Below are 21,778 nucleotides of genomic sequence, written 5' to 3' on the forward strand. Positions count from 1 at the left end.
ACGCTGCTCAATTTACCTGATTTCGTCCAGCGCCTGCCGCTGCCGGTGCATCTCCAAAAACACGCGGTAGTCGCGGTCGAACCGGCCGGCGGCCGCCGAATTGGGCTCTCGCGTCTTGCCGCCTTGCTGCATGGCGACGCAGGCGGCGTTCAAATCGGGAAAAAGTCCGGCGGCGGTGGCGGCGATCATGCCTGTGCCGAGCAGCACCGCCTCATCGGCCAGCGGCTCGACCACCGTGCAGCCGGTAGCGTCGGCATAAAGCTCCATCAGCAGCGGGTTTTTGGTGTGACCGCCGGTAACATGCAGCGTGTCGATCAGATAGCCGTTCTCATTCAGCGCTTCCAGCACATGGCGCACGCCCAGCGCAATGCTGACGGCGGTGCGCCAATACAGCTTGCACAGGCTGTCGAAGGAGAAATCCAGCGTCAGACCGCTGATGACGCCGACGGCATGCGGGTCGGCGAGCGGCGAGCGGTTGCCATGGAAATCCGGCAGCACATGCAGCCTTCCGGCCAGATTTTCGCCCTCTATGGCGCGCAACTCGACAACGCGTCGGGCAATCCTGGCGTGCATGGCGGCGTCCGGCTCGCCGCCGGCGCCGTGCCAGCGGATGATGTGATCGAGCAGCGCGCCAGTGGCCGATTGGCCGCCTTCCGACAGCCAAAGCCGGGGAAGCGCCGCGCCGCAATACGGGCCCCAGACCCCGGCAAAGGGTTGCGGGTCGGGCGACATCGCCATGACGCAGCTCGAAGTGCCGGCGATCAGCGCCAGATGCCGACCGATGTTGGTTTCATCGCCGGCGAAGCCGCCGAGCACGCCGAGCGCGCCGGCATAGGCGTCGATGACGCCGGCGCCGACCCGGCATTGTTCGGTCAGGCCAAGCTCGGCTGCGGCTTGCTTACTCAGCCGGCCGATATCGGCGCCCACCGGGCTGGCCTTGTCAGGCAGATTGCCATGCTCGAAAAGATCGCCGAGCCCGACGGCTTTGAAGAAGTCGCGCCGCCAGCCGGTCTCTTCATGCGCCAGATAGGTCCATTTGGCGGTCAGCGTGCATTGCGAGCGGGCAAGCGAACCGGTTGCCTTCCAACTGAGAAAGTCGGCGAGGTCGAATAGATAGCCGGCGTCGTTCCATGTTGCGGGCAGGTTGCGCTTCAGCCACATCAGCTTCGGCGTCTCCATTTCCGGCGACATGACGCCGCCGATATAGTCGAGCACGGCGTGGCCGCTTTCGGTGCATTCATCGGCCTCGGCAATGGCGCGGTGATCGAGCCAGACGATGGTGTCCCAGCGCCTTTCGCCTGTCACCGAGACACTGAGCTGGCCACCATCCTTGCCCCGCACCACCAGCGAGCAGGTGGCGTCGAAGGAGATGCCGACGATGTCCTGCGCTGCCACGCCGGCTTTTTCATTGGCCGCGCGCACCGCAATGCAGACCGCCGACCAGATATCCTGCGAATCGTGCTCGGCGTGATCGGCCTTCGGCCGGTTCATGACGATCGGATGCTCGGCGCGGCCGAGCAAGGTGCCTCCGGTGTCGAGAATGCCCGCACGGGCGCTCCCGGTGCCGACATCGACCGCGCAAACGAAACTGTTCGTCAAGATGTTCTTACTCTCGCTCCCAGGCCTGCAATCAGATCGGGCAGTTGCAGCATGTCAGCGAATATAAAGTCCGGTTCACTCGACGCAAGCCGCGCTTTCAGTGCCGGGTTGCCGGCATGCGAGCCGCCGGTGAAGGCGAGGACGCGCATTCCCGCCGCCCGTGCCGCCGCGACGCCGACGGGGCTGTCCTCGACGACGACGCAATTTTGCGGGATCGCTCCCATTTTGGCGGCTGCGTGGAGAAAAAGGTCCGGCGCCGGCTTGCCCCGCGCCACCATGGCGGCGCTGAACAGATGCGGCTCGAGCAGCCCGAGCAGCCCGGTAACGTCGAGCGCATAGCGGATGCGATCCAGCGTGCCGGAGGAAGCAACGCAGCATGGCACGGTAAGCTTCGGAAGAACCTGGCCGATGCCGGGGATCGGCTTGAGCTCTTCGCGAAATTTGCGCATCAGCCCGACGCGCATCTCGCTCAGATGCAGGTCGGTGATATCAAGTCCGAAGTCGCGACCGAGGATTTCGCGAACGCTTTTCATGCTTTTGCCGAGGAAATGCTCATAGGCGGCATCCTCGCTGACACTGCCGCCGGCAAGCGTGATCATGCCAAGCAGCGCCGAAACAGACAGCCCCTCGCTGTCGACCAGCACGCCGTCGCAGTCGAAAATGACCAGGTCAGGCGTCATTGCAGGGCCCTCATCGGCGGGGACATGCATTGAGCCGATCTTAGAGGTTGCCGGCGAGGTAGCGCGTCAGCGTCGTACGTGCGCCATCGGCCCAGAGCGCCTCGAGCGCCTTGGCAAAGGCCTCGACGAACGGCGTCGAGCGGCCGACCTCGCCATAGATGTCCTCCATGGCCAGCCAGGCGGCAGGCGCAGCCTTTGCCGCCCTGGCGGTCGTCTGCAGCCGGTCCCAGCTTGGATCATTGGGCTCGATGACCGCGCCTGAATCCGTGGTGCCGAAGCAATAGCGGCACCAGAGCGCCGATTCCAGCGCCAGGCCGGCCACGCCCTTGCCGGCCTTCAGCCGGTCGGCGATGGTCGGGATGATGAATTTCGGCTGCCGGTTGGAGCCGTCGAGGCAAAGCCTGCGAATGGTGTCGCCGATCTTCGGATTGGAGAAGCGGTGCTCGATGAGCTGGTAATAGTCCTCCAGCACGGTACCCGGCACCGGCGGCACCGTCGGGATGATCTCGTCGTGCTCCAGTTTTTCGAGAAAACCGCGCACCAGCGGCTCCTGCATCGCCTCGTCGACGAAATGGATGTCCATCAGCCCGGCCGGATAGGCGATGGTCGCATGGCCGCCATTGAGGATGCGGATCTTCATCAGCTCGTAGGGTGCGACATCGCTGACGAACTGCACGCCGACCTTTTCCAGCGGCGGGCGGCCGTCGGTGAAATGGTCCTCCAGGACCCATTGCCTGAACGGCTCGCAAAATACCGGCCAATTGTCGTCGAGCCCGAACTCGCTCGACAGAATGCCGCGCTCGCGGTCGGTGGTGGCCGGCGTGATGCGGTCGACCATGCCGTTGGGAAAGGCGACGTTCTCGCTCACCCAGGTCGCCAGTTTCTCGTCGATCAGCCGCGCGAGCCCGATGACGCCGTCGGCGGTGACATGGCCGTTGTGGGGGATGTTGTCGCAGGACATGACCGTGAACGGCACGATGCCGTCGTCGCGGCGGCGCAACAGCCCGGCAAGAATGATGCCGAAGACAGTCTTCGGCATTGCTCCCGGCTGCGCGTCGGCGACGATATCGGGATGGGTCGGATTGAACACGCCCGATGCCGGATCGATGAAGTAGCCGCCCTCGGTGATCGTCAGCGAAACGATCCTTATCGCCGGGTCGGCAAGCCTTTCCAAGATCGCGGCTGCATCGCCCGGCATCAGGAAGTCGATCATGGCGCCGGTGATGCGGGCGCTCATGTGGCCAGAATCCTGCTCGACCACGGTGGTCAGCCAGTCCTGTTCCTGCAACTTGCCGCGGCCGACCTTTTCGCCCTCAAAAACGCCGGCGCCGACAATTGCCCAGTCGTGGCCGACGCCCGCATTGAACAGGTCGTCGAGATAGACGGCCTGGTGCGAGCGATGGAAGTTGCCGACGCCGAAATGCACGATGCCGGCTTTGAGCGCGGCGCGATCATATTTCGGGCCGACGACTTTTTCCGGCAGGCGGGACAGTGCCGCCGATGAGAGTTTTACGGTCATTTTAACAAACGCCTTCTCATTGCGGCGCCTGCGCCTGCCTGACCTTCTCCCCTTTTGGGAGAAGGTGGATCGGCGCGCAGCGCCGAGACGGTTGAGGGGTGCTGGACGAAGTGCTGCATCAGAACACCCCCCGTCCGCCCTCGTTTCACTCGGCACCTTCTCCCCAAGGGGAGAAGGAAAGTTCAACTCATCCACTGGCCGCCATCGACATTGTAGGTCTGGGCGACGATGTATTCGGCGTCATCGCTGGCCAGGAACACCGCCATGCCGGTGAGGTCTTGCGCCGTGCCCATGCGGCCGTAAGGCACGGCTTCGCCGACCAGCCGCTTCTTCTCGCCCTTCGGCCGGTTTTCGTATTTGGCGAACAGGGCATCGACATGGTCCCAGTGCTCGCCGTCGACGACGCCGGGCGCGATGGCGTTGACGTTGATGCGGTGCTTGATCAGGTCGAGGCCGGCCGACTGGGTGAGTGAGATGACGGCTGCCTTGCTAGCGCAGTAGACGGCAACCAGCGCCTCGCCGCGGCGCCCGGCCTGGCTCGCCATGTTGATGATCTTGCCGCCTCGGCCAGCCGCGATCATCGAGCGGGCGGCTGCCTGCAGCATGAACAGCGTGCCGGCGACATTGACCGAAAACAGCCGGTCATAGCTAGCCTTCGATATCTCGACGATCGGCGCCAAGTCGAACAGAGCGGCGTTGTTGACCAGGATGTCCAGTCCGCCGGCCCTTGTCTCGACTGCTTTCACCGCCGCCTCGATCGAAGCGAGGTCGGTGACGTCCAGTTTCACGGCGTAAGCATTGCCGCCGATCTCCGAAGCGGTCTTTTCCGCAGCTTCGAGATTGATGTCGCCGATGGCGACGGTGGCGCCCTCGCGGACATAGGCTTCGGCGAACGCCCGGCCGATGCCGCGCGCCGATCCGGTGATCAGCGCCGATTTACCCTCGAGCCTCATTGCAACATCGCCTTTCCGTCGGCGCCGAAGCGGTGCAGCTTGGTCTGGTCCGGCGTCAGATAGATCGTGTCGCCGTGATGGGCGGCCAGTTCGCCGTCGGCGCGCACCGTCAGCGGCCCGACACCGTCGGCCTGAACGTGCAGAAACGTGTCGGAGCCGAGATGCTCGGCAACACCGACCGTGGCTTTCCATTCGCCTGAAGTCGTCGAGATGTTCATATGCTCGGGACGGATGCCGACGGTCTTGGCGCCATGTTTGGCCGCCGGCGCGCCTTCGATCAGGTTCATCCTGGGCGAACCGATGAAGCCGGCGACGAACAGGTTCTTCGGCGTCTTGTAGAGCTCCATCGGCGAGCCGACCTGTTCGATGTTGCCGGCGTTGAGCACGACGATCTTGTCGGCCATGGTCATCGCCTCGACCTGGTCGTGGGTGACGTAGATCATCGTCGTCTTGAGCTGATGATGCAGCTCGCTGATCTCCAGCCGCATGGTGCCGCGCAGTGCTGCGTCGAGATTGGACAGAGGTTCGTCGAACAGGAAAGCCGATGGCTGGCGCACGATGGCGCGGCCGATGGCGACGCGCTGGCGCTGACCGCCGGAGAGCTGGCCGGGGCGGCGATCGAGATAGTTGGTGAGGTTCAGGATGCGTGCCGCGTCCTTGACCTTCCGATCGATGGTCGCCTGGTCCTCGCCCGCCATCTTCAGCGGGAAGGCGATATTCTTGGCCACCGTCATGTGCGGGTAGAGCGCATAGGACTGGAACACCATGGCCAGCTTGCGCTTGGCCGGCGCCTCGCCGGTGACGTCGCGGCCGTCGATGTTGATGGTGCCGGCGGTGGTGTCCTCCAGCCCGGCGATCAGTCGCAGCAGCGTGGACTTGCCGCAGCCCGACGGGCCGACGAAGACGACGAACTCGCCGTTTTCGATGACCAAGTCGATGCCCGGAATAATGATCGTCGACCCGAACGACTTGGAGACGTGCTTGAGCGTGATGTTTCCCATGGTTTCCTCCCCGAGGGGTTATTGTCCGTCGTTCATCGCTTGCGGCGGTGTTACTTCACGGCGCCAAACGTCAGGCCGCGCACCAGCTGCTTCTGGCTGAACCAGCCCATGATCAGGATCGGCGCGATCGCCAGCGTCGAGGCCGCCGAAAGCTTGGCCCAGAACAGCCCTTGCGGGCTTGAGAAGGAACTGATGAAGGCAGTAAGCGGCGCGGCCTCGGTGGTGGTCAGCCGGATCGTCCAGAACGCCTCGTTCCACGCCAGGATGATGTTGAGCAGCATCGTCGAGGCGATGCCCGGCACCGCCATCGGCGTCAGCACATAGACGATCTCGTTCCAGAGCGATGCGCCGTCCATGCGCGCCGCTTCCAGGATCTCGCCGGGGATCTCGCGAAAATAGGTGTAGAGCATCCACACCACGATCGGCAGGTTGATCAGCATCAGCATGATCATCAGGCCGATGCGGCTGTCGAGCAGTCCGGTATCGCGGAAGATCAGGTAGATCGGGAACAGCACGGCGACCGCCGGCATCATCTTGGTGGAAAGCATCCACATCAGGATGTCCTTGGTCCACTTGCCCGGCGAGAACGCCATCGACCAGGCCGCCGGTATGGCGACGAGCAAGGCCAGGATGGTCGAGCCGACCGACAGGAACACCGAGTTGAGGAAGAACTTGAAGTAGCCGCTCTGCGCCTCGACCGCGGTGTAGCTTTCCGTGGTTCCCGACGGAAACAGGTTGAAGCCCTGGATGGCCTCCTGCTCCGACTTGAACGAGGTGATGATCGTATAAAGGATCGGGAAGAAGATCAGCAGGGCGACGATCCAGGCGGCCGCGGTCGCGATCGTCTTGTGCTGGGTGCTGACTGCACGTGCCATCGTTTCCTCCCTTATTTGTCCAGGTTCTTGCCGACCGCGCGCATGGCGAAGAAGGCGACGATGTTGGCTAAAATGACGGCAATGATACCGCCGGCGGATGCCTGGCCGATTTTGAACTCCAGCAACGCCTTCTGGTAGACGAGGAAGGGCAGGTTGGTGGAGGCGTAACCCGGGCCGCCATTGGTGGTGACGAGGATCTCGGCATAGACCGACAGAAGGAAGATCGTCTGGATCAGGATGACGACGGTGATGGCGCGCGACATATGCGGCAGCGTCAGATAGATGAAGCGGCTGACGAAACCGGCGCCGTCCATCTCGGCGGCTTCCTTCTGCTCGCCGTCGAGCGACTGCAGGGAGGTCAACAGGATCAGCGTCGCAAACGGCAGCCATTGCCAGGCGACGATGATGATGATCGCCAGCATCGGGTATTGGCCAAACCAGTCGATCGGCTGACCGCCGAAGAAGCGCGCAATGTCGGCAAAGACGCCGTATTGCGGATGCATGATCATGTTCTTCCAGACCAGCGCGGCGACCGGCGGCATTACGAAGAACGGCGAGATGACGAGGATGCGGACGATGCCCTGTCCCCACATCGGCTGATCGATCAGCAGCGCCAGCAGGATGCCGCCGATCACCGTGATCAAAAGCACGCTGGCCACGAGGATAAGCGTGTTGAGGATCGACTGCAGGAATGCCGGATTGGAATAGAAAAGCGCGTAATTCGAGAAGCCGACGAAGCCGTCGCGGATCGGGTTGAGCGGATTGTACTGCTGGAAGGAAAACCACAGGGTGAATGCCAGCGGCACGATCATCCAGACGAATAGCAGCACCACGGATGGCGCCATCATGAAGCGGGCAAGCGAACGGGTCTGCTGAGTAGCCATGACGGTCACCCTTCAAAGGTCAGCCAAATTTTTCAGTGTTGTGAAGGTGGCCGCCCGAACTGGGATTCGGGCGGCCCCTGCCGGTTAAGATAGGCAACCGGCTTTCGGCACCGGGAGGAGCCTACTGGATATAACCGCCCTCGGTCATCGTTGCGGTGGCGGCGTCCTGGGCCTGCTTCAGAGCATCGTCGACGCTGGTCTGGCCGGCGAGTGCCGCCGAAAACAGCTGGCCGACGGTGGTGCCAAGGCCCTGGAACTCGGGGATGGCGACGAACTGGACACCGACATAGGGCACCGGCTTGACGGTCGGATGCGTCGGATCGGCGGCGTTGATCGAGTCCAGTGTCATCTTGGCGAACGGCGCCGCCTTCTGGTACTCGGGGTTGGCGTAGAGCGAGGTGCGCGTTCCCGGCGGAACATTGGCCCAGCCTTCCTTCGATGCGACGAGCTCGAGATAGGCCTTGCTGGTTGCCCAGGACACGAATTTTTGGGCGGCGTCAGCCTTTTGCGTGCCGGCGGGAATGGCCAGCGACCACGCCCACAGCCAGTTGCCGCGCTTGCCCAGGCCATTGTCGGGCGCCAGCGCATAACCGACCTTGTCGGCGACCGTGGAGTTCTTTGGGTCGGAGACGAAGGAGGCAGCGACGGTGGCGTCGATCCACATGCCGCACTTGCCCTGCTGGAACAGCGCCAGGTTTTCGTTGAAGCCGTTCGAAGACGCGCCCTCCGGGCCATTGGCCTTCATCAGGTCGACATAGAACTGCAGCGTGTTCTTCCACTCGGGCTGGTCGAACTGAGGCTTCCAGTTCTCATCGAACCAGCGTGCGCCGAAGGAGTTCGACATGGCGGTCAGGAAGGCCATGTTCTCGCCCCAGCCGGCCTTGCCGCGCAGGCAGACGCCGTTCACGCCATTGGCGCGATCGGTCATCTTCTCGGCGGCCTGCTTGACGAAGTCCCAGGTCGGCGCGTCGGGCATGGTCAGCCCGGCCTTCTCCATCAGGTCCTTGCGGTACATGACGAACGAGCTTTCGCCATAGAACGGTGCTGCATAAAGCGTGCCATCGACCGACAGGCCACCGGCAATGGCCGGGATGATGTCCTTGACGTCATAGTCGTCGCCGAGCTTGTCGAGCGGCAGCAGCCAGCTCTGCTTGGCCCAGATCGGAACTTCGTAAGTGCCGATGGTCATCACGTCGTACTGGCCGCCCTTGGTGGCGATGTCGGTGGTGACGCGCTCGCGTAGCACGTTCTCCTCGAGCGTGACCCACTGGAGCTGGATATCGGGGTTCTTGGCGGTGAAATCGTCGGTCAGCGTCTGCATGCGGACCATATCGCCATTGTTGACGGTGGCGATGGTGATGGATTCGGCATGCGCGGCGAACGCGAGGGTGCTGGCCGACAACAGACCCAGGGTGAGCGTGCGAAGTTTCATCAAAATTCCTCCCATGGACCAAGCTGAGCATTTGCTTTGGCTGTGAGCAATTACTCACCTCGCGTGATTTATGTCAAGCCGGATTCGTTGCTGCAGCGCAGCATCCGGCCGCGTGCGTATCTTGCTCCGGAGGATTTTTGCGCGCGAACAGGCCGGATGTCGGTGCCCGCTTGATCGATGGATTATCGACTATCCGCCGGCAATCTCGGCCAGGATCCATTCGCGAAAAGCGCGGATCTTCGGCACGTTGCGCCGCGCCTGGGGATAGACCAGCCAATAGGCGTGGCCGTCGTCGCCGACCAGATCGAAGGGCTGGATCAGGCGGCCATCGGCAAGCTCGGCCTTGAAAAGAGCGGCCGTTACGATCGCCACGCCCTGCCCGGCGATCGCGGCGTTGGCCTCATAGGCCTGCGCCCCCATGCTGGAGCCGGGGCGCTTGGCCAGTTCCTCGACCGGCAGGCCGGCGGCGATAAACCAGTCCCGCCACCAGATATCGCCGGGGTCGAGGATCGGCAGGCGCAACAGATCGGCCGGCTCCTTCACCCCGCCGATGCTTGCCGCGAGTTTCGGGCTCAGCATCGGCGTGAAGTCCGCATTGAAAAGCTTGTGCACCTCCACGCCCGGCCAGTTTCCGCCGCCCGAACGGATGGCGATGTCGATGTCCTCGCGGGCGAAGTCGACGAGGCGGTTCGATGTATCGAGGCGCACCGCCAGCGACGGATGCGCGACCTGGAACGAACCGAGATGCTGCGCCAGCCAGTTCGAGGCAAAGGTCAGCAGCGTCGAGACACAAAGTACGCCGTCGGCGCCGCTGCGCGCCGCGGCATAGGCTCCACCCAACAGGGCGAACGCCTCGCTGACCGCAGGCGCCAGGCGTTGCCCCGCCTCGGTCAGCACGATCTGCCTTGGCCGGCGCAGGAACAACGGTGCCCCGACGCGCTCTTCCAGAAGCTTGATCTGATAGCTCGCAGCCGCCTGCGTCATGCCAAGCTCGCCGGCGGCCTTGGTGAAGGAAAGATGCCGCGCCACCGCCTCGAACACCCGGATCGCCTGAAGCGGAGGGAGCTGGGAGACCTGCCGTGACTTGAGTTCAGGCATAAATCCTCCTTATGGGCCGTGATTAACGTTTGATTGGCAGCAAGGCCCGATCCGGCCGATATTTGAGGTCGACGATCACTCTCGTCTACAGCGCCGCGCGTCCTTTTGGGCGCGCAAAGGACGCTGTAGCCCTTTTGATTTTGCGCATGATCCTTTCCGAAATTCGATATCGATTTTCGGGGTCATGCGCCAGACATAACAAAGGCTGATGATCATGACCATTGTACGGGAAAAGCTATTTCTGACGCCAGGCCAAGGCTGGTTTTTGCGGCTGGCGCGTGGATTGGCACGGCACGGAGCCAGGAAACGGGCTTATCTCGACATCAGGGAATTACCGCCGCATCTGCAGCGCGACATGGGTTTTCTCGACGGCAACGATCCTTACGGCCGTCGCAAATAGCCCTGCTGGATTTATCGCAAATCAGCTGGCGGCCAACAAGGCGGCGGCGGTCCGCTCGTCGGTGATGAGGCCGTTGACCAGCCGCCGGTTCACAGCCGCAAGGATGCCCGGCAGCTTCCGCTCGCCCATGGCGAGCGCGATCACCAGCGATTTTTCGCGCGACGGCAACGATGCCGACGACACCCTGTCATTGGTGATGCCCTCGATCATCCGGCCTTCGCGATCGAACACCCAGCCGACGATCTCGGCGACGCCGCCTGCCTTTTGCAGCGCTTTCAATTCACTCTCCGAAATGAAGCCGTCCTCGTAAAGCGGCGCCTTGGGGCCGAGATCGCCGATGCCGACGAAGGTGACGTCGGCTTCCGCGGCAAGCGCCAGCGTCGGTTGGATCATCGGCTGGCTGAGCAGCATTTCTCGCTCCTGCGGCGAGGAGGCGATGACCGGCAGCGGCATCGGGAAGGAGCGAGCCTTGACCCTGTCGGCCATGGTGAAGATGACGTTGTAGAAGGCGGCCGAACCGTCGGGCGAGATGTTGCCGGTCAGCGACACCACCTTGTGCTGCGGGCATTCCATCGGCGGCAGCTGCTCGATTGCCGCCTTCAGCGTGCGGCCGGTGCCGATCGCCATGACGATCGGCGTCGGCGAGCGCAGCCGCCTCTCGATCTCGGCGGCCGCCGCCACGGCGACGCCAATAGTCGAGGAGGAAGCGGGATCGCTTGGAACCACCTCAACCAGATCGAGGGCGAAGCGCGATTTCAGCCGGGCGGCGAGGTCGAGGCAATTGGCGATCGGGTGGTCGACACGCACCTTGATCAGCCCTTCCGACACCGCCAGCGACACCAGCCGCTGCGCCGTCTGCCTTGAGATGCCGAGCGTCGAGGCGATCTGGTCCTGCGTGTTGCCGGCGACATAATAGAGCCAGCCGGCACGCGCCGCGTCGTCCAGCCTGTTGCTGCCGCTGTCCTGCCGGGAATTCAACTTGCTGCCTCCCTGCCCCCGAGCACCGAGCACTAGCACCGAGCGGGAGCGCCTTGGTTTTACCGGGGAATGCGTTTGTAAGCAATTGCCTGCAGACAGGGCAATTGCTTAGGTAAGCTCCCGGGGTGCCTGCTGGGTTCCGAGTGGATGATTATAGCCCGCAATGTTGGCGCAGCCAGGCGCGGCAGTTTATCTCGCGAGGCAAACCCTTTAAGGGATTTCGGACAAAGGAGCCTCGCATGACGCCGAAAGCGGTTTTCTGGGACATGGATGGCACGCTGGTCGACAGCGAGCCGTTGCACGAGGCGGCGCTGATAGCGGCGCTGCACAGCGTCGGCATCGCGGCGCCAACCAACCTGCATGAGCGCGTGCTCGGCATCGCCGCATGGCCGGTCTACGAGATGCTGCGCGACGAGTTCGGCCTCGACCTGCCCTTCGACGACTGGATCGTGCGCAAATACGACCATTATCTGCCGATGGCCGAGACGCTGAAGCCGCGCCCCGGCGCCATCGAGATCTACAACGAGCTGCGTGCCCTTGGCGTGGCGCAAGCGGTGGTGTCCAACTCCGACCGGCTGGTCGTCGACGCCAATCTGCGCATGGTCGGTCTTTCCCATCCCGGCATGAAGACGATCAGCCGCAACGACGTGCGCGAAGGCAAGCCGCACGCCGAACCTTTTTTGCGCGCCGCTTGGCTGGCCGGTGTCGATCCAGCCAATGCCATGGCCGTCGAGGACAGCGTGACCGGCGCCACGGCAGGACTGGCGGCGGGGATCAGGACGATCTTCTGGCCGGAAGCGCCCATGGCAGGGCCGCCCGGCGCGATCGTCATCAACAGCGCCGACGAATTGCGGGCTGAACTCGGGCTTTAAGATTGGGCTGCAACCTAGACGCGTATCCTGCAACGCCGATGATTGGTGAAACCGACGATCAGAGTGTTCTTCTCCCCGTACCTATACGGGGAGAAGTGCCCGGCAGGGCGATGAGGGGCAGCGCCGAGATTGACAAGGAAGGCGCTTTTCCAGGGCGCATCGAGATCACGGCCAGGCCGAGCACACTTTCGGGCGCTTGCGCTGCCCCTCATCCGCCTGCCGGCACCTTCTCCCCGCATAGTGACGGGGAGAAGGGCTCTCAGTTCCGATAGGTCGGCTCCTGCTCGTCGAGGATCGCCTTCAATTCGGACAGGTGCCGTTCGGCCTGACCGGGATAATCTTCCTGCTCCGCTGCTGCCTTCTCGGCGATTTCATTCGACAGGACCCGCAGCGGGCGGCCGGTCCACAGCGCCTTGATGTAGGTCTCGGCGGCGCGTTCGAAATAGAACATGCGGTTGAAGGTGTCGGCGACGGTATCGCCGATGACCAGCACGCCATGGTTGCCCATGACCATCACCTTGACCTTCGGATCGGTGAGCAGCTGCGAGCAGCGTTCGCCCTCTTCCTCGAAGGCGAGCCCACCATAATGGCCGTCGACGACGTGGCGGTTGAAGAAGATCGCCGAGTTCTGATCGATCGGCGGCAACGTCGAGTCGGCGAGCGAAGCGAGCACCGTGGCGTGGATCGAGTGCACATGCATGACGCAGCGCGCATGACGGACATTGCGATGGATGGCGCCATGCAGCCCCCATGCCGTCGGGTCGGGCGCATCCGGGCCGGAGAGCGTATCGGGATCGTTGGCGTCGATCAGCAGCAGGTCGCTCGCCTTGATGCGCGAGAAATGCACCTGGTTGGGATTCATCAGGAATTGCGAGCCGTCATCGTTGACGGCCAGCGAGAAATGATTGGCCACCGCTTCATGCATGTTGAGCCGCGCTGTCCAGCGGAAGGCGCAAGCCAGATCGACGCGCTCCTCGTAGAAGGGCAGGTTGGTCAGCATTTCCTTCTGCAGGCGGGCGATGCTCATCGAAAACCTCCGTGAAAGAAGCAAGGATGCCGTGCGCCGCCGATGCGCGCAACCGGTTTCGTTTGGTGCAGGCGAGCGCTTTGGCTTACGCCGCCGTGCTTCTGGCGGCGTCGATGCGCAGCCCGCCATGCTCGACGACAAAATCGATCACCTGCTGCAGGCCCTTGCCGCGCGACAGATCGGTAAATCCGAACGGCCGCTTGCCGCGCATGCGGGCGGCATCGCTCTCCATGACATCGAGATTGACGTTCACATAGGGGGCGAGATCGCTCTTGTTGATGACCAGGAAATCCGACCGGGTGATCGCCGGGCCGCCCTTGCGCGGGATTTCTTCGCCCTGGCAGACCGAGATGACGTAGAGCGTCAGATCGGCGAGGTCCGGGGAAAACGTGGCGGCGAGGTTGTCGCCGCCCGATTCGATGAAGACGATGTCGAGATCCGGGAATTTCCTGGTCATCTCGGCGATCGCCTGCAGATTGATCGAGGCGTCCTCGCGGATGGCGGTGTGCGGGCAGCCGCCGGTCTCGACGCCGATGATGCGATCCTCGGGGAGCGCCTGAAGCCGGGCCAGCATCATGGCGTCTTCCTTGGTATAGATGTCGTTGGTGACCACGGCGATGGAGAACTCGTCGCGCAGCGCCTTGCAGAGCTTTTCGGTGAGCGTCGTCTTGCCGGAGCCGACGGGACCGCCGATGCCGACGCGAAGGGGACCATTGGCTTGTGTCATCCAGGGAACTCCATGATGGCTAGCACTGCAAAGCCGAGCCCTACAACCAGGCAGAGCGGCGAATAATAGCTGACATCGAGCCGCGCGAAAGGCTGTTCGGGCGCCAGCCGGCGCCACCACGGCGTGAAGCCGGCAATGCCGCGCCCCAGGAAGACCAGCGCGATGAGCAGCGCTGTCGCGGCAAGCCCGGCCTTAGGAAAGGGCGTGGCAAACACGCCTTCCAGCGCCAGCGGCCACAGTGTCGCCAGGCCGAGGCAGGCGGCGACGGCGAAGCTGGCGAAGGGCGCCGGCATTTCGTCAACGCCGCGAAAGCCGACCACCGCGCGGGCGCAGGAGGCAGCGTCCCTGCCCGGCCAGATGCCGCCAATGCCCCAATAGACATGCAGGGTGGTGATCAGCAGCAAGACGAAGGAGAGCGCGAAGGCGAGGACGATCATGAGCGGAACAGCCGCGAATATTGCGTTTCGTGCTTCATCGCCATGACATCCGAGACGAAGGCGCAGCCGCCGAGATCGTCCAGCGTCGAGCCGGCGGCGCGAGCGGCAGTTTCCAAGGCCAGCGGCTCGAAGCCGGCGAGCAGCGCCGTGGCGCCGGTCTGGCCGACGACGCCGAGCCGGATCGCGGCCTGGACGAGATTGGAGAAGAAGCTGTGCAGGAAGGCCGACAGTGCATCGCGCAGGGCAATGGCGTTGCCACCGGCAGTTGCACCGACGGCGACGCAATAGGCGCACTCGGCCGGCAGACGGTCGAGCACCTGACACGGCCAGGCCGATGCCGCCTTCAGGAAGGCGGCGCCCTGCAGCATGGTCTCGCTGTGGCGCTCGCGCGAGCCGGCCAAGGCCTCGGCGAGGGCTGCGATTTCGGCGAGATCGCCGGCTTGGCGGGCGCGCCGCCAGCTTTCGGCAAACAGCACGGCATCGTTCCAGCCCGAGCCCATCTCGACCAGCGTCTCCAGCCACGCGGCGAGGTCTTTGCTGTCGGCGACCAGGCCGGCATGCACGGCTTGTTCGAGACCATGGCTGTAGGAAAAACCGCCGACCGGGAAGGCAGGCGACAGCCACGCCATCAGACGCAACAAAGCGACGTTGGAAGGCTGGTCAGTCATGGTCGTGCGAATGGCTGTGGGAATGCGATTCGCTATGGGTATGGGAATGCGCACCGCTGTGCGCATGCGCCTCGGCATGGGCATGACCGTGACTGTGCCCGGAATAGGCGCCGCGCAGCGGCTTGAACGGCTCGGAAACGTCGCGCACCGTCGCACCCAGCCCTTCCAGCATCGCCTTGATGACATGGTCGCGCAGGATGAGGATGCGGTTAGCCTCGATGGCGGCGGCGAGGTGGCGGTTGCCGATATGCCAGGCAAGCTCGGCGAGATGGACAGGGCCGCTGGCACGGATGTCGTAGAGCGGTTCCTCGGCCGCGACGATCTCGATATGACGGCCATCCTCCAGCACCAGGCGGTCGCCATCGTTCAGGGCCACCGGTTCGGGCAGGTCGACCAGCACTCTATCGCTACGGGCCGTTTCGATGGCGCGGCGGCGCAGATGCCGCTCGTCATGGGCCAGCACCGCACGATCGTAGGGCGCGACCGCTCCTGCCTCGCCGGCGCTCAGAACCGAGACGGCACGCGGGAATTTGGTGAAATCGGTGCGGATGTCGAGCTTCATGTAAAACTCCTCTCCCAACAAGCGTAGCCTATCGCATTCGTCGCCCCAATGGTGCTCAGACGATCGTGTCGAAGAGCCGCAGGATGAACGATATCTGGTAGACGAGGGCGGCGGCGACAAAGGCGATGTGAAAGCGACGGTCGCCGAAGAAGCCAGCTAATCCCGCAGGAAATCGCCCATCAATAGGGGATTGCCCGGCCAAAATCGTTCATCGAGCGCCTGCTTGCATGTGAATGGAGGTTCGCCTGGAAAGTGAGATTTCCTGAGACCCGTCTCCCTGACCGCGACAAGCAAAGCGTCTTTATATGCATCGTCGAAAATCTGAGCGGGATATCGGCGAAGACTCGGGCTGTCCTTGATGATGTTTCCGATCCAGATGCGCTGTTCGGAAATTGACGACTGCCAACTATGACTTCGATGGCCGGGTTGGAATTCCCATTTCAGGAGATGTGCAAGCAGCACCTCCATCCGACTGCGAATCTCTCGTTTGTCACGTCTCCCCAAGCTCTCGATCTCCTCGGCAAGATTCTCACGATCGAGGTCGGAGAAACGAGCTTCGCGCAACAATGCGCCTTGCTCGGCGCACCACTGGACGTAGTCCGCTTCGTAGGGAGTGAGGGCCCTGAGACGATCAATCCTGTTCATGGGGCCCATCATGCCGCAATTTCGAGACAATCGCAAAACGGCACGTCAGAGCTTGGACAACTGAGCACCGAATTTGACGCCCCGCCAACAGGGCGTTTGTAGGGATCAGAACAAAAAGTACCGCTGCGCCATCGGCAGCACGGTGGCCGGCTCGCAGGTGAGCAATTCGCCGTCGGCGCGGACTTCGTAGGTTTCGGGATCGACCTCGACATGCGGGGTGGCGTCGTTGAGCACCATCGAATGCTTGCCGATGCCGCCGCGGGTGTTGTCGACGGCGACCATCTGCTTGTCGACGCCGAGACTGTCGCGCAGGCCCGCATCGAGCGCCGCCCTGGAAACGAAGGTCACCGACGAATTGGTCATCGCCTTGCCATAGGCGCCGAACATCGGCCGGTAGTGCATCGGCTGCGGCGTCGGGATCGAGGCGTTGGGATCGCCCATCGGGGCGGCGGCGATCATGCCGCCGACCAGCACCATGTCCGGCTTGACGCCGAAGAAGGCCGGGTTCCACAGCACCAGATCGGCGCGCTTGCCGACCGCCACCGAGCCGATCTCGTTCGACAGGCCGTGCGCGATGGCCGGGTTGATCGTGTATTTGGCGATGTAGCGGCGGACGCGGAAATTGTCGTTGTCGCCGGTCTCCTGCGGCAGCGAGCCGCGCTGGCGCTTCATCTTGTCGGCGGTCTGCCAGGTGCGGATCGCCACTTCGCCGACGCGGCCCATCGCCTGGCTGTCCGACGAGATGATCGAGAAGGCGCCGATGTCGTGCAAAATGTCTTCGGCGGCGATGGTCTCCTTGCGGATGCGGCTTTCGGCAAAGGCGATGTCTTCGGGGATCGACGGCGACAGATGATGGCAGACCATCAGCATGTCGAGATGCTCGGCCAGCGTGTTGACGGTGTAGGGCCGCGTCGGATTGGTCGACGAGGGGATGACGTTGGGCAGGCCGCAAACCTTGATGATGTCGGGCGCATGGCCGCCGCCGGCGCCTTCGGTGTGGAAGGCGTGGATGGTGCGGCCCTTGATCGCCGCCACCGTGTTCTCGACAAAGCCGGACTCGTTCAGCGTGTCGGTGTGGATCATCACCTGCACGTCATAGTTGTCGGCGACCGACAGGCAGCAGTCGATTGCCGCTGGCGTCGTGCCCCAGTCCTCGTGCAACTTAAGCGAGCAGGCGCCGCCCAGCACCATTTCTTCAAGCGCGGCCGGCAACGACGCGTTGCCCTTGCCCGACAGGCCGATATTCATCGGGAAGGCGTCGAAGGACTGGATCATGCGCGCCAGATGCCACGGCCCCGGCGTGCAGGTCGTCGCCAGCGTGCCATGCGCCGGTCCGGTGCCGCCGCCAAGCATGGTGGTGATGCCTGACATCAGCGCTTCCTCGATCTGCTGCGGGCAGATGAAATGGATATGCGCGTCGAAGCCGCCGGCGGTGAGGATCTTGCCCTCGCCGGCGATGATTTCGGTGCCGGGACCGATGATGATGGTGACGCCGTCTTGCATGTCGGGATTGCCGGCCTTGCCGATCGCGGCAATGCGGCCATCGCTCAGGCCGATATCGGCCTTGAAGATGCCGCCTGAGGCATCGACGACCAGCGCATTGGTGATGACGGTGTCGACCGCGCCTTGGGCGCGGGACACCTGGCTCTGGCCCATGCCGTCGCGGATGACCTTGCCGCCGCCGAATTTCACCTCCTCGCCGTGCAGTGTAAAATCCTTCTCGACCTCGATGAACAGCTCGGTATCGGCAAGCCGCACCTTGTCGCCGACGGTCGGGCCGTACATCTGCGCATAGGCGGCGCGGGTGATTCTAGCCATCAGCAATTGCTCCCGAAATACGACCCAAGATACGGCCGGGGCGAAGCCCGGCCCCACATTGTCGCCATCCTATGGTCACGCAATGACCTGCTGGGCGACACCTTCCGATCCCATTTAACGTTTGAGGTGGCAGGGTCACCCCAAAACGACCGTTTGCCAATCGATGGAAAGGAAGTTTTATGCGCAAAACGATCTCTCTCGCAGCCGCCGCCACCCTGCTGCTCGCGACCGCTGCCAGCGCCCAGCAACAGCCTGCGCCGCAGCCTGCCGAGCCGCCGGCTTCGCCCGCTCCCGCAGCGCCCGGCGCTCAGCCGCAAGCGCCGGCGATCCAGACCGTCAACGTCGTCGACATCGAGACACTGCCCAAGGAAACGCAGGCCAAGGTCAACGAAGTGATCGCCAAGCGCGGCGAGGACGGCCTGCAGAAATTGCGCAGCTCGATCGACGCGACCCCACAGGTCAAATCCGCGCTCGAAGCCAAGGGACTCACCTCGGCGCAAGTGATCGCCGCCAGCATGGACGCCAACGGCTCGCTGACCTTGATCACCAAGAAAGCGAGCTGACGATGCGCTGTGGCGGGCCGGCACGAGGCCGGCCTGCCGCATCGGGGAGGGAACCTTCGCAGGGCGGAATACGTTTCGACTTTTTGGCCTAGAAGCGAGTCTCGAAAGCGGCTCCGAGAGCGAGCGATGGCGATCACCACCTTCCCCGACACCAGATGGCTGCATATGCTGGCCGCAACTGCGTTTCTTGCGGCGAGCGCTCCCCAGGCCGGGCTGAATGCGCAGGGCCTTGAAGGCCCTGAGACCCAGAACAAGATCATCGGCTCGGAGGTCGGCCAGGAAGAGACCAACACGGCTGTCGAGGCCGGCAAAGTCACTACCGCGATCGACCGGACGCGTGAAAACATCGGCGCGGTGCGCAAGACGTCCAAGCTCGACAAGGTCGACATCGTGTTCCTTACCGACGCCGCGCGCACGGAAGGCGGGCTGCCGCCGGCGATCGAAAGCAAGGTCGAGCAGCATCAGGAAGACATTGCGGAACTGCGCGACGAGATCGAGGCGAACGCATTGCTGTTCAACGCCATCGACTCTCGACGCGTGCAGACCGAAGACGTTCTCGCCGTCGAATTCGACGATCCTGGCAAGGTCGTCATCTACGCGGCGGCCAAGCCGCCCAGCTGAGCCGAAACTGCGCGACGCTCTGGATCGCACAACGCGACCAGGGGATCGCACAACGCGACCAGGGGATCGCACAATGCGACCAGGGGATCGCACAGCGCGACCAGGGGATCGCACAGCGCGACCAGGGGATCTCACAACGCGCCCATGATCTTCTGCTGGAACCCATAGACCTCGCGCTTGCCGCCGAGCGGCACCAAGGTGACGTCGCGCTCCTGGCCGGGCTCGAAGCGCATCGCCGTGCCGGCGGCAATGTCGAGGCGCATGCCGCGCGCCTTGTCACGATCGAATTTCAGCCCCTCATTGGTCTCGAAGAAATGATAGTGGCTACCGACCTGGATCGGCCGATCGCCGCTGTTGGCCACCTTCATGGTGATGGTCGGCTGGCCCTTGTTGAGCTCGATCTCGCCGCCTGCCGTGATGATTTCGCCCGGGATCATCGCCATCGATATGCCTTTCGCTGTCAGGATCGTGCCGTCACGCGGCGCGGCGCACCGGGCCGCAGCCTTCGGCCTTGAGGACGCGCCTTGTCGAGGCGGGATATTTGTTCAGCATCGCTGCCGGGCGGATCGGGCGCGCTGAAAAATTGCCGCCGCAATTCGGGCAGACGCCGCCCAGCACGTTTGCCGCGCACTCGGCGCAGAAGGTGCACTCGAAGGTGCAGATCAGCGCATCCGTCGCCTCAGGCGGCAGGTCCCTGTCGCAGCATTCGCAGTTGGGGCGCAGCTCAAGCATTTTTCTCACCTCACCTTGTCGGCCCTCACCGTATCGGCCCTCACCGTATCGGTTCATGCACGGTCACCAGCTTGGTGCCGTCGGGAAACGTCGCCTCGACCTGGACGTCGTGGATCATCTCGGCGATGCCCTCCATAACCTGCGCGCGGGTGACGACGTGGGCGCCGGCCTCCATCAGCTCGGCGACCTGGCGGCCGTCGCGGGCGCCCTCGACAACGAAGTCGGTGATCAGCGCGATCGCCTCCGGGTGATTGAGCTTGACGCCGCGCTCGAGCCGCTTGCGCGCCACAATCGCCGCCATGGCGATGAGCAGCTTGTCCTTTTCCCTTGGCGTCAGGTTCATGCGTTTTCCTAGGATCGTGTAGACAGGAGCGGTGTAATCGGAATCAGAGTGACCATAATTTGGGCAGACCCGCCCGTCCGTTGAGCAATTCGACGAGCGGCACCAGCCGCTTGCGGAGCTGGTAGCCGTCCTCGGCAAACAGCCTCGCAAGAAGCTTGCCATATTTTTTCACGCTCCAGACGCTGGCATCGCCCTGGCCGCCGATAATGTCCCGGGCCGGATCGAGCAAAGCCTCGACCCGCGGCGAGATCATCAGCACCGTCGCCATAGCGACGGCGCCGCCGGCCACGGCGGAACGGCCCAGAATCGCGGCAATGTCCGGCCCGATGCGGAAATCCTCGGCATGAACCAGCGCTCCGTCCTGGCTGACCCGCCAGCGGTCGTGGAAAGCGCCGTGCGCCGCGCGTTCGCCCATGGCGAGGCGGCCAAAAACGGTCGCCTCGAGCACCAGCGCCTCGGCGCCTGCGGCAAGCTCCAGGTCGAGCCTGCGGGCAAAGGCAGATCGATCAAAGACGATGGTTTCCTGTGGCAGCCAGGCGATGCGGCCGCCGGCGCCGACGGTCAGCTTGACCCGCACCTCGGCACGATCGGACGCAGCGCGGTAGATTTTCTCGCAGGCCTGGGTGGTTATGCTGGCGCCGGCGCCGGCGCCGACATCGACCTGCCAGCCAAGGCGGTCGCCGCCGGTCAGCCCGCCGGCGGTGTTGATCAGCACGGCTTCGAGCGGATCGGCCGAGACGGCCGGCATGCGGATCTTGGCGGATCCATCCTGATAAAGCCGCCGAAGCCGCGTGCGGCCGCCATCCTTCTCACAGGCAAGCCGCGCCGTGCCGGCGACGCGCTGGGCCGGCGGCACAAAGGTCAGGTCCTGTCCGATCATATCCACGGCGCCAACTTAAGCACAGCGCCGGCTTTGTCGACATATAGCTTGTTGCTTGACAACGTTTCGGTTTCTATAGAGGAGCCGTCTTGGTACGGTCACACAACGCCTGGCCGGATAAAAGGCGACGGTGACGGTCTGAACCTGGGGAAAAACGGGCGCCGATCCGTTGGCGCCGGGAAACGACGAGGGTTGGGGAAGGAACCGAATGGCTGACCAGCTGGCAACGGACATCATCGAGAAGATCAAGGCCCATGCCGAGCCGGGTGGCGAAGAGATCACCACCAGCACCGAACTGACCTCGCTTGGCATCCATTCGCTGGAACTGACGGAGATCATCTTCGACCTCGAGGAACAGTATGGCATCGAGATCGAGATGAACACGGTCGACGCCTGGAGCAATCTGAAGAACGTCGGCGACATGGTCGAGGCGGTTCGCGCGCTGATCGCGAAAAAAGCCTGAC

General features: G+C 63.6%; 26 protein-coding genes. 5 read left to right on the plus strand and 21 right to left on the minus strand.

The annotated features are described in order from the left end of the window. Positions 1 to 12: 12 nt before the first annotated feature. The 9 genes from AC0L2R_RS05295 to gcvA all read right to left on the minus strand — a co-directional run bounded on the left by AC0L2R_RS05295 (position 13) and on the right by gcvA (position 10,041). Positions 13 to 1,599 carry an FGGY-family carbohydrate kinase gene (locus AC0L2R_RS05295; protein ID WP_473507958.1) on the minus strand — a complete coding sequence of 529 codons (1,587 nt, stop codon included), beginning with the start codon at positions 1,597 to 1,599 and terminating at the stop codon, positions 13 to 15. Next, complete coding sequence (locus tag AC0L2R_RS05300; RefSeq protein WP_473507959.1) at positions 1,596 to 2,279, minus strand: HAD-IA family hydrolase; 684 nt, start codon at positions 2,277 to 2,279, stop codon at positions 1,596 to 1,598. Before AC0L2R_RS05300 ends, AC0L2R_RS05295 begins: the two co-directional genes overlap by 4 nt. Positions 2,280 to 2,319: 40 nt before the next feature. Then, positions 2,320 to 3,798, minus strand: a complete 1,479-nt coding sequence (locus AC0L2R_RS05305) for a mannitol dehydrogenase family protein (protein WP_473507960.1) — start codon at positions 3,796 to 3,798, stop codon at positions 2,320 to 2,322. A 182-nt stretch (positions 3,799 to 3,980) separates the two neighbouring features. Then, on the minus strand, positions 3,981 to 4,751 hold the full coding sequence (locus tag AC0L2R_RS05310) for an L-iditol 2-dehydrogenase (protein WP_473507961.1): 771 nt from the start codon (positions 4,749 to 4,751) through the stop codon (positions 3,981 to 3,983). After that, positions 4,748 to 5,752 (minus strand): ABC transporter ATP-binding protein, encoded by a 1,005-nt coding sequence (locus AC0L2R_RS05315; protein WP_091596290.1) that lies wholly within the window; start codon positions 5,750 to 5,752, stop codon positions 4,748 to 4,750. Before AC0L2R_RS05315 ends, AC0L2R_RS05310 begins: the two co-directional genes overlap by 4 nt. Before the next feature lie 50 nt (positions 5,753 to 5,802). Then, a complete protein-coding gene (locus AC0L2R_RS05320; RefSeq protein ID WP_023801521.1) occupies positions 5,803 to 6,627 on the minus strand; it encodes a carbohydrate ABC transporter permease in 825 nt (274 codons plus the stop codon). A gap of 11 nt (positions 6,628 to 6,638) precedes the next feature. Then, positions 6,639 to 7,511: a carbohydrate ABC transporter permease gene (locus AC0L2R_RS05325; RefSeq protein ID WP_091596287.1), complete on the minus strand. Its 873-nt coding sequence runs from the start codon at positions 7,509 to 7,511 to the stop codon at positions 6,639 to 6,641. A gap of 121 nt (positions 7,512 to 7,632) precedes the next feature. Then, positions 7,633 to 8,943, minus strand: a complete 1,311-nt coding sequence (locus AC0L2R_RS05330; RefSeq protein ID WP_027152174.1) for an ABC transporter substrate-binding protein — start codon at positions 8,941 to 8,943, stop codon at positions 7,633 to 7,635. Between the two features lie 189 nt (positions 8,944 to 9,132). Continuing rightward, positions 9,133 to 10,041, minus strand: a complete 909-nt coding sequence (gene gcvA / locus AC0L2R_RS05335; protein WP_473507962.1) for a transcriptional regulator GcvA — start codon at positions 10,039 to 10,041, stop codon at positions 9,133 to 9,135. 214 nt (positions 10,042 to 10,255) lie between these two features. Between gcvA and AC0L2R_RS05340 the strand changes: the two genes are divergently transcribed. Continuing rightward, a complete protein-coding gene (locus AC0L2R_RS05340) occupies positions 10,256 to 10,441 on the plus strand; it encodes a hypothetical protein (RefSeq protein ID WP_473507963.1) in 186 nt (61 codons plus the stop codon). Positions 10,442 to 10,462: 21 nt separating this feature from the next. Here the strand turns inward: AC0L2R_RS05340 and AC0L2R_RS05345 are convergent, their stop codons facing one another. Then, the gene (locus AC0L2R_RS05345) at positions 10,463 to 11,419 is read right to left on the minus strand and encodes a sugar-binding transcriptional regulator (RefSeq protein WP_287059388.1); all 957 of its coding nucleotides are present in this window, start codon (positions 11,417 to 11,419) and stop codon (positions 10,463 to 10,465) included. Between the two features lie 239 nt (positions 11,420 to 11,658). Between AC0L2R_RS05345 and AC0L2R_RS05350 the strand changes: the two genes are divergently transcribed. Further along, on the plus strand, positions 11,659 to 12,291 hold the full coding sequence (locus AC0L2R_RS05350; RefSeq protein WP_473507964.1) for an HAD family hydrolase: 633 nt from the start codon (positions 11,659 to 11,661) through the stop codon (positions 12,289 to 12,291). 259 nt (positions 12,292 to 12,550) lie between these two features. On the opposite strand, the gene AC0L2R_RS05355 is transcribed toward AC0L2R_RS05350, so the two are convergent. The 7 genes from AC0L2R_RS05355 to ureC form a co-directional block, all read right to left on the minus strand. Further along, entirely contained in the window at positions 12,551 to 13,318 is a 768-nt protein-coding gene (locus tag AC0L2R_RS05355; protein WP_473507965.1) for a class II aldolase and adducin N-terminal domain-containing protein, read from the minus strand. A gap of 85 nt (positions 13,319 to 13,403) precedes the next feature. Beyond that, a complete protein-coding gene (gene ureG, locus AC0L2R_RS05360) occupies positions 13,404 to 14,045 on the minus strand; it encodes an urease accessory protein UreG (RefSeq protein WP_287221321.1) in 642 nt (213 codons plus the stop codon). Beyond that, the gene (locus tag AC0L2R_RS05365; RefSeq protein ID WP_287139353.1) at positions 14,042 to 14,482 is read right to left on the minus strand and encodes a DUF3995 domain-containing protein; all 441 of its coding nucleotides are present in this window, start codon (positions 14,480 to 14,482) and stop codon (positions 14,042 to 14,044) included. Before AC0L2R_RS05365 ends, ureG begins: the two co-directional genes overlap by 4 nt. After that, positions 14,479 to 15,150 (minus strand): urease accessory protein UreF, encoded by a 672-nt coding sequence (locus tag AC0L2R_RS05370; RefSeq protein ID WP_473507966.1) that lies wholly within the window; start codon positions 15,148 to 15,150, stop codon positions 14,479 to 14,481. Before AC0L2R_RS05370 ends, AC0L2R_RS05365 begins: the two co-directional genes overlap by 4 nt. Then, entirely contained in the window at positions 15,143 to 15,712 is a 570-nt protein-coding gene (ureE, locus tag AC0L2R_RS05375; protein WP_473507967.1) for an urease accessory protein UreE, read from the minus strand. The genes AC0L2R_RS05370 and ureE overlap by 8 nt, the downstream gene beginning before the upstream one ends. Positions 15,713 to 15,868: 156 nt before the next feature. After that, entirely contained in the window at positions 15,869 to 16,357 is a 489-nt protein-coding gene (locus AC0L2R_RS05380) for a DUF29 domain-containing protein (protein ID WP_473507968.1), read from the minus strand. 105 nt (positions 16,358 to 16,462) lie between these two features. Beyond that, positions 16,463 to 18,175 (minus strand): urease subunit alpha, encoded by a 1,713-nt coding sequence (gene ureC, locus AC0L2R_RS05385; protein ID WP_473507969.1) that lies wholly within the window; start codon positions 18,173 to 18,175, stop codon positions 16,463 to 16,465. Positions 18,176 to 18,354: 179 nt separating this feature from the next. On the opposite strand from ureC, the gene AC0L2R_RS05390 reads away from it, so the two are divergent. Both AC0L2R_RS05390 and AC0L2R_RS05395 read left to right on the plus strand, forming a co-directional pair. Continuing rightward, positions 18,355 to 18,738: a hypothetical protein gene (locus AC0L2R_RS05390; protein ID WP_287225221.1), complete on the plus strand. Its 384-nt coding sequence runs from the start codon at positions 18,355 to 18,357 to the stop codon at positions 18,736 to 18,738. A gap of 126 nt (positions 18,739 to 18,864) precedes the next feature. Continuing rightward, entirely contained in the window at positions 18,865 to 19,359 is a 495-nt protein-coding gene (locus tag AC0L2R_RS05395) for a hypothetical protein (RefSeq protein ID WP_287182143.1), read from the plus strand. Between the two features lie 131 nt (positions 19,360 to 19,490). On the opposite strand, the gene AC0L2R_RS05400 is transcribed toward AC0L2R_RS05395, so the two are convergent. The 4 genes from AC0L2R_RS05400 to AC0L2R_RS05415 are packed head-to-tail and all read right to left on the minus strand — an operon-like array spanning position 19,491 to position 21,314. Beyond that, positions 19,491 to 19,796 (minus strand): urease subunit beta, encoded by a 306-nt coding sequence (locus AC0L2R_RS05400; protein WP_077374464.1) that lies wholly within the window; start codon positions 19,794 to 19,796, stop codon positions 19,491 to 19,493. 37 nt (positions 19,797 to 19,833) lie between these two features. Further along, positions 19,834 to 20,091 carry a DUF1272 domain-containing protein gene (locus tag AC0L2R_RS05405; RefSeq protein ID WP_473507970.1) on the minus strand — a complete coding sequence of 86 codons (258 nt, stop codon included), beginning with the start codon at positions 20,089 to 20,091 and terminating at the stop codon, positions 19,834 to 19,836. 40 nt (positions 20,092 to 20,131) lie between these two features. Continuing rightward, entirely contained in the window at positions 20,132 to 20,434 is a 303-nt protein-coding gene (locus AC0L2R_RS05410) for an urease subunit gamma (RefSeq protein WP_023801505.1), read from the minus strand. Positions 20,435 to 20,477: 43 nt separating this feature from the next. Beyond that, a complete protein-coding gene (locus AC0L2R_RS05415; protein ID WP_473507971.1) occupies positions 20,478 to 21,314 on the minus strand; it encodes an urease accessory protein UreD in 837 nt (278 codons plus the stop codon). 208 nt (positions 21,315 to 21,522) lie between these two features. On the opposite strand from AC0L2R_RS05415, the gene AC0L2R_RS05420 reads away from it, so the two are divergent. Then, positions 21,523 to 21,777, plus strand: a complete 255-nt coding sequence (locus AC0L2R_RS05420; RefSeq protein WP_010912831.1) for an acyl carrier protein — start codon at positions 21,523 to 21,525, stop codon at positions 21,775 to 21,777. Position 21,778: the final 1 nt, after the last annotated feature.

It is taken from the genome of Mesorhizobium sp. WSM4820 (assembly GCF_055811075.1).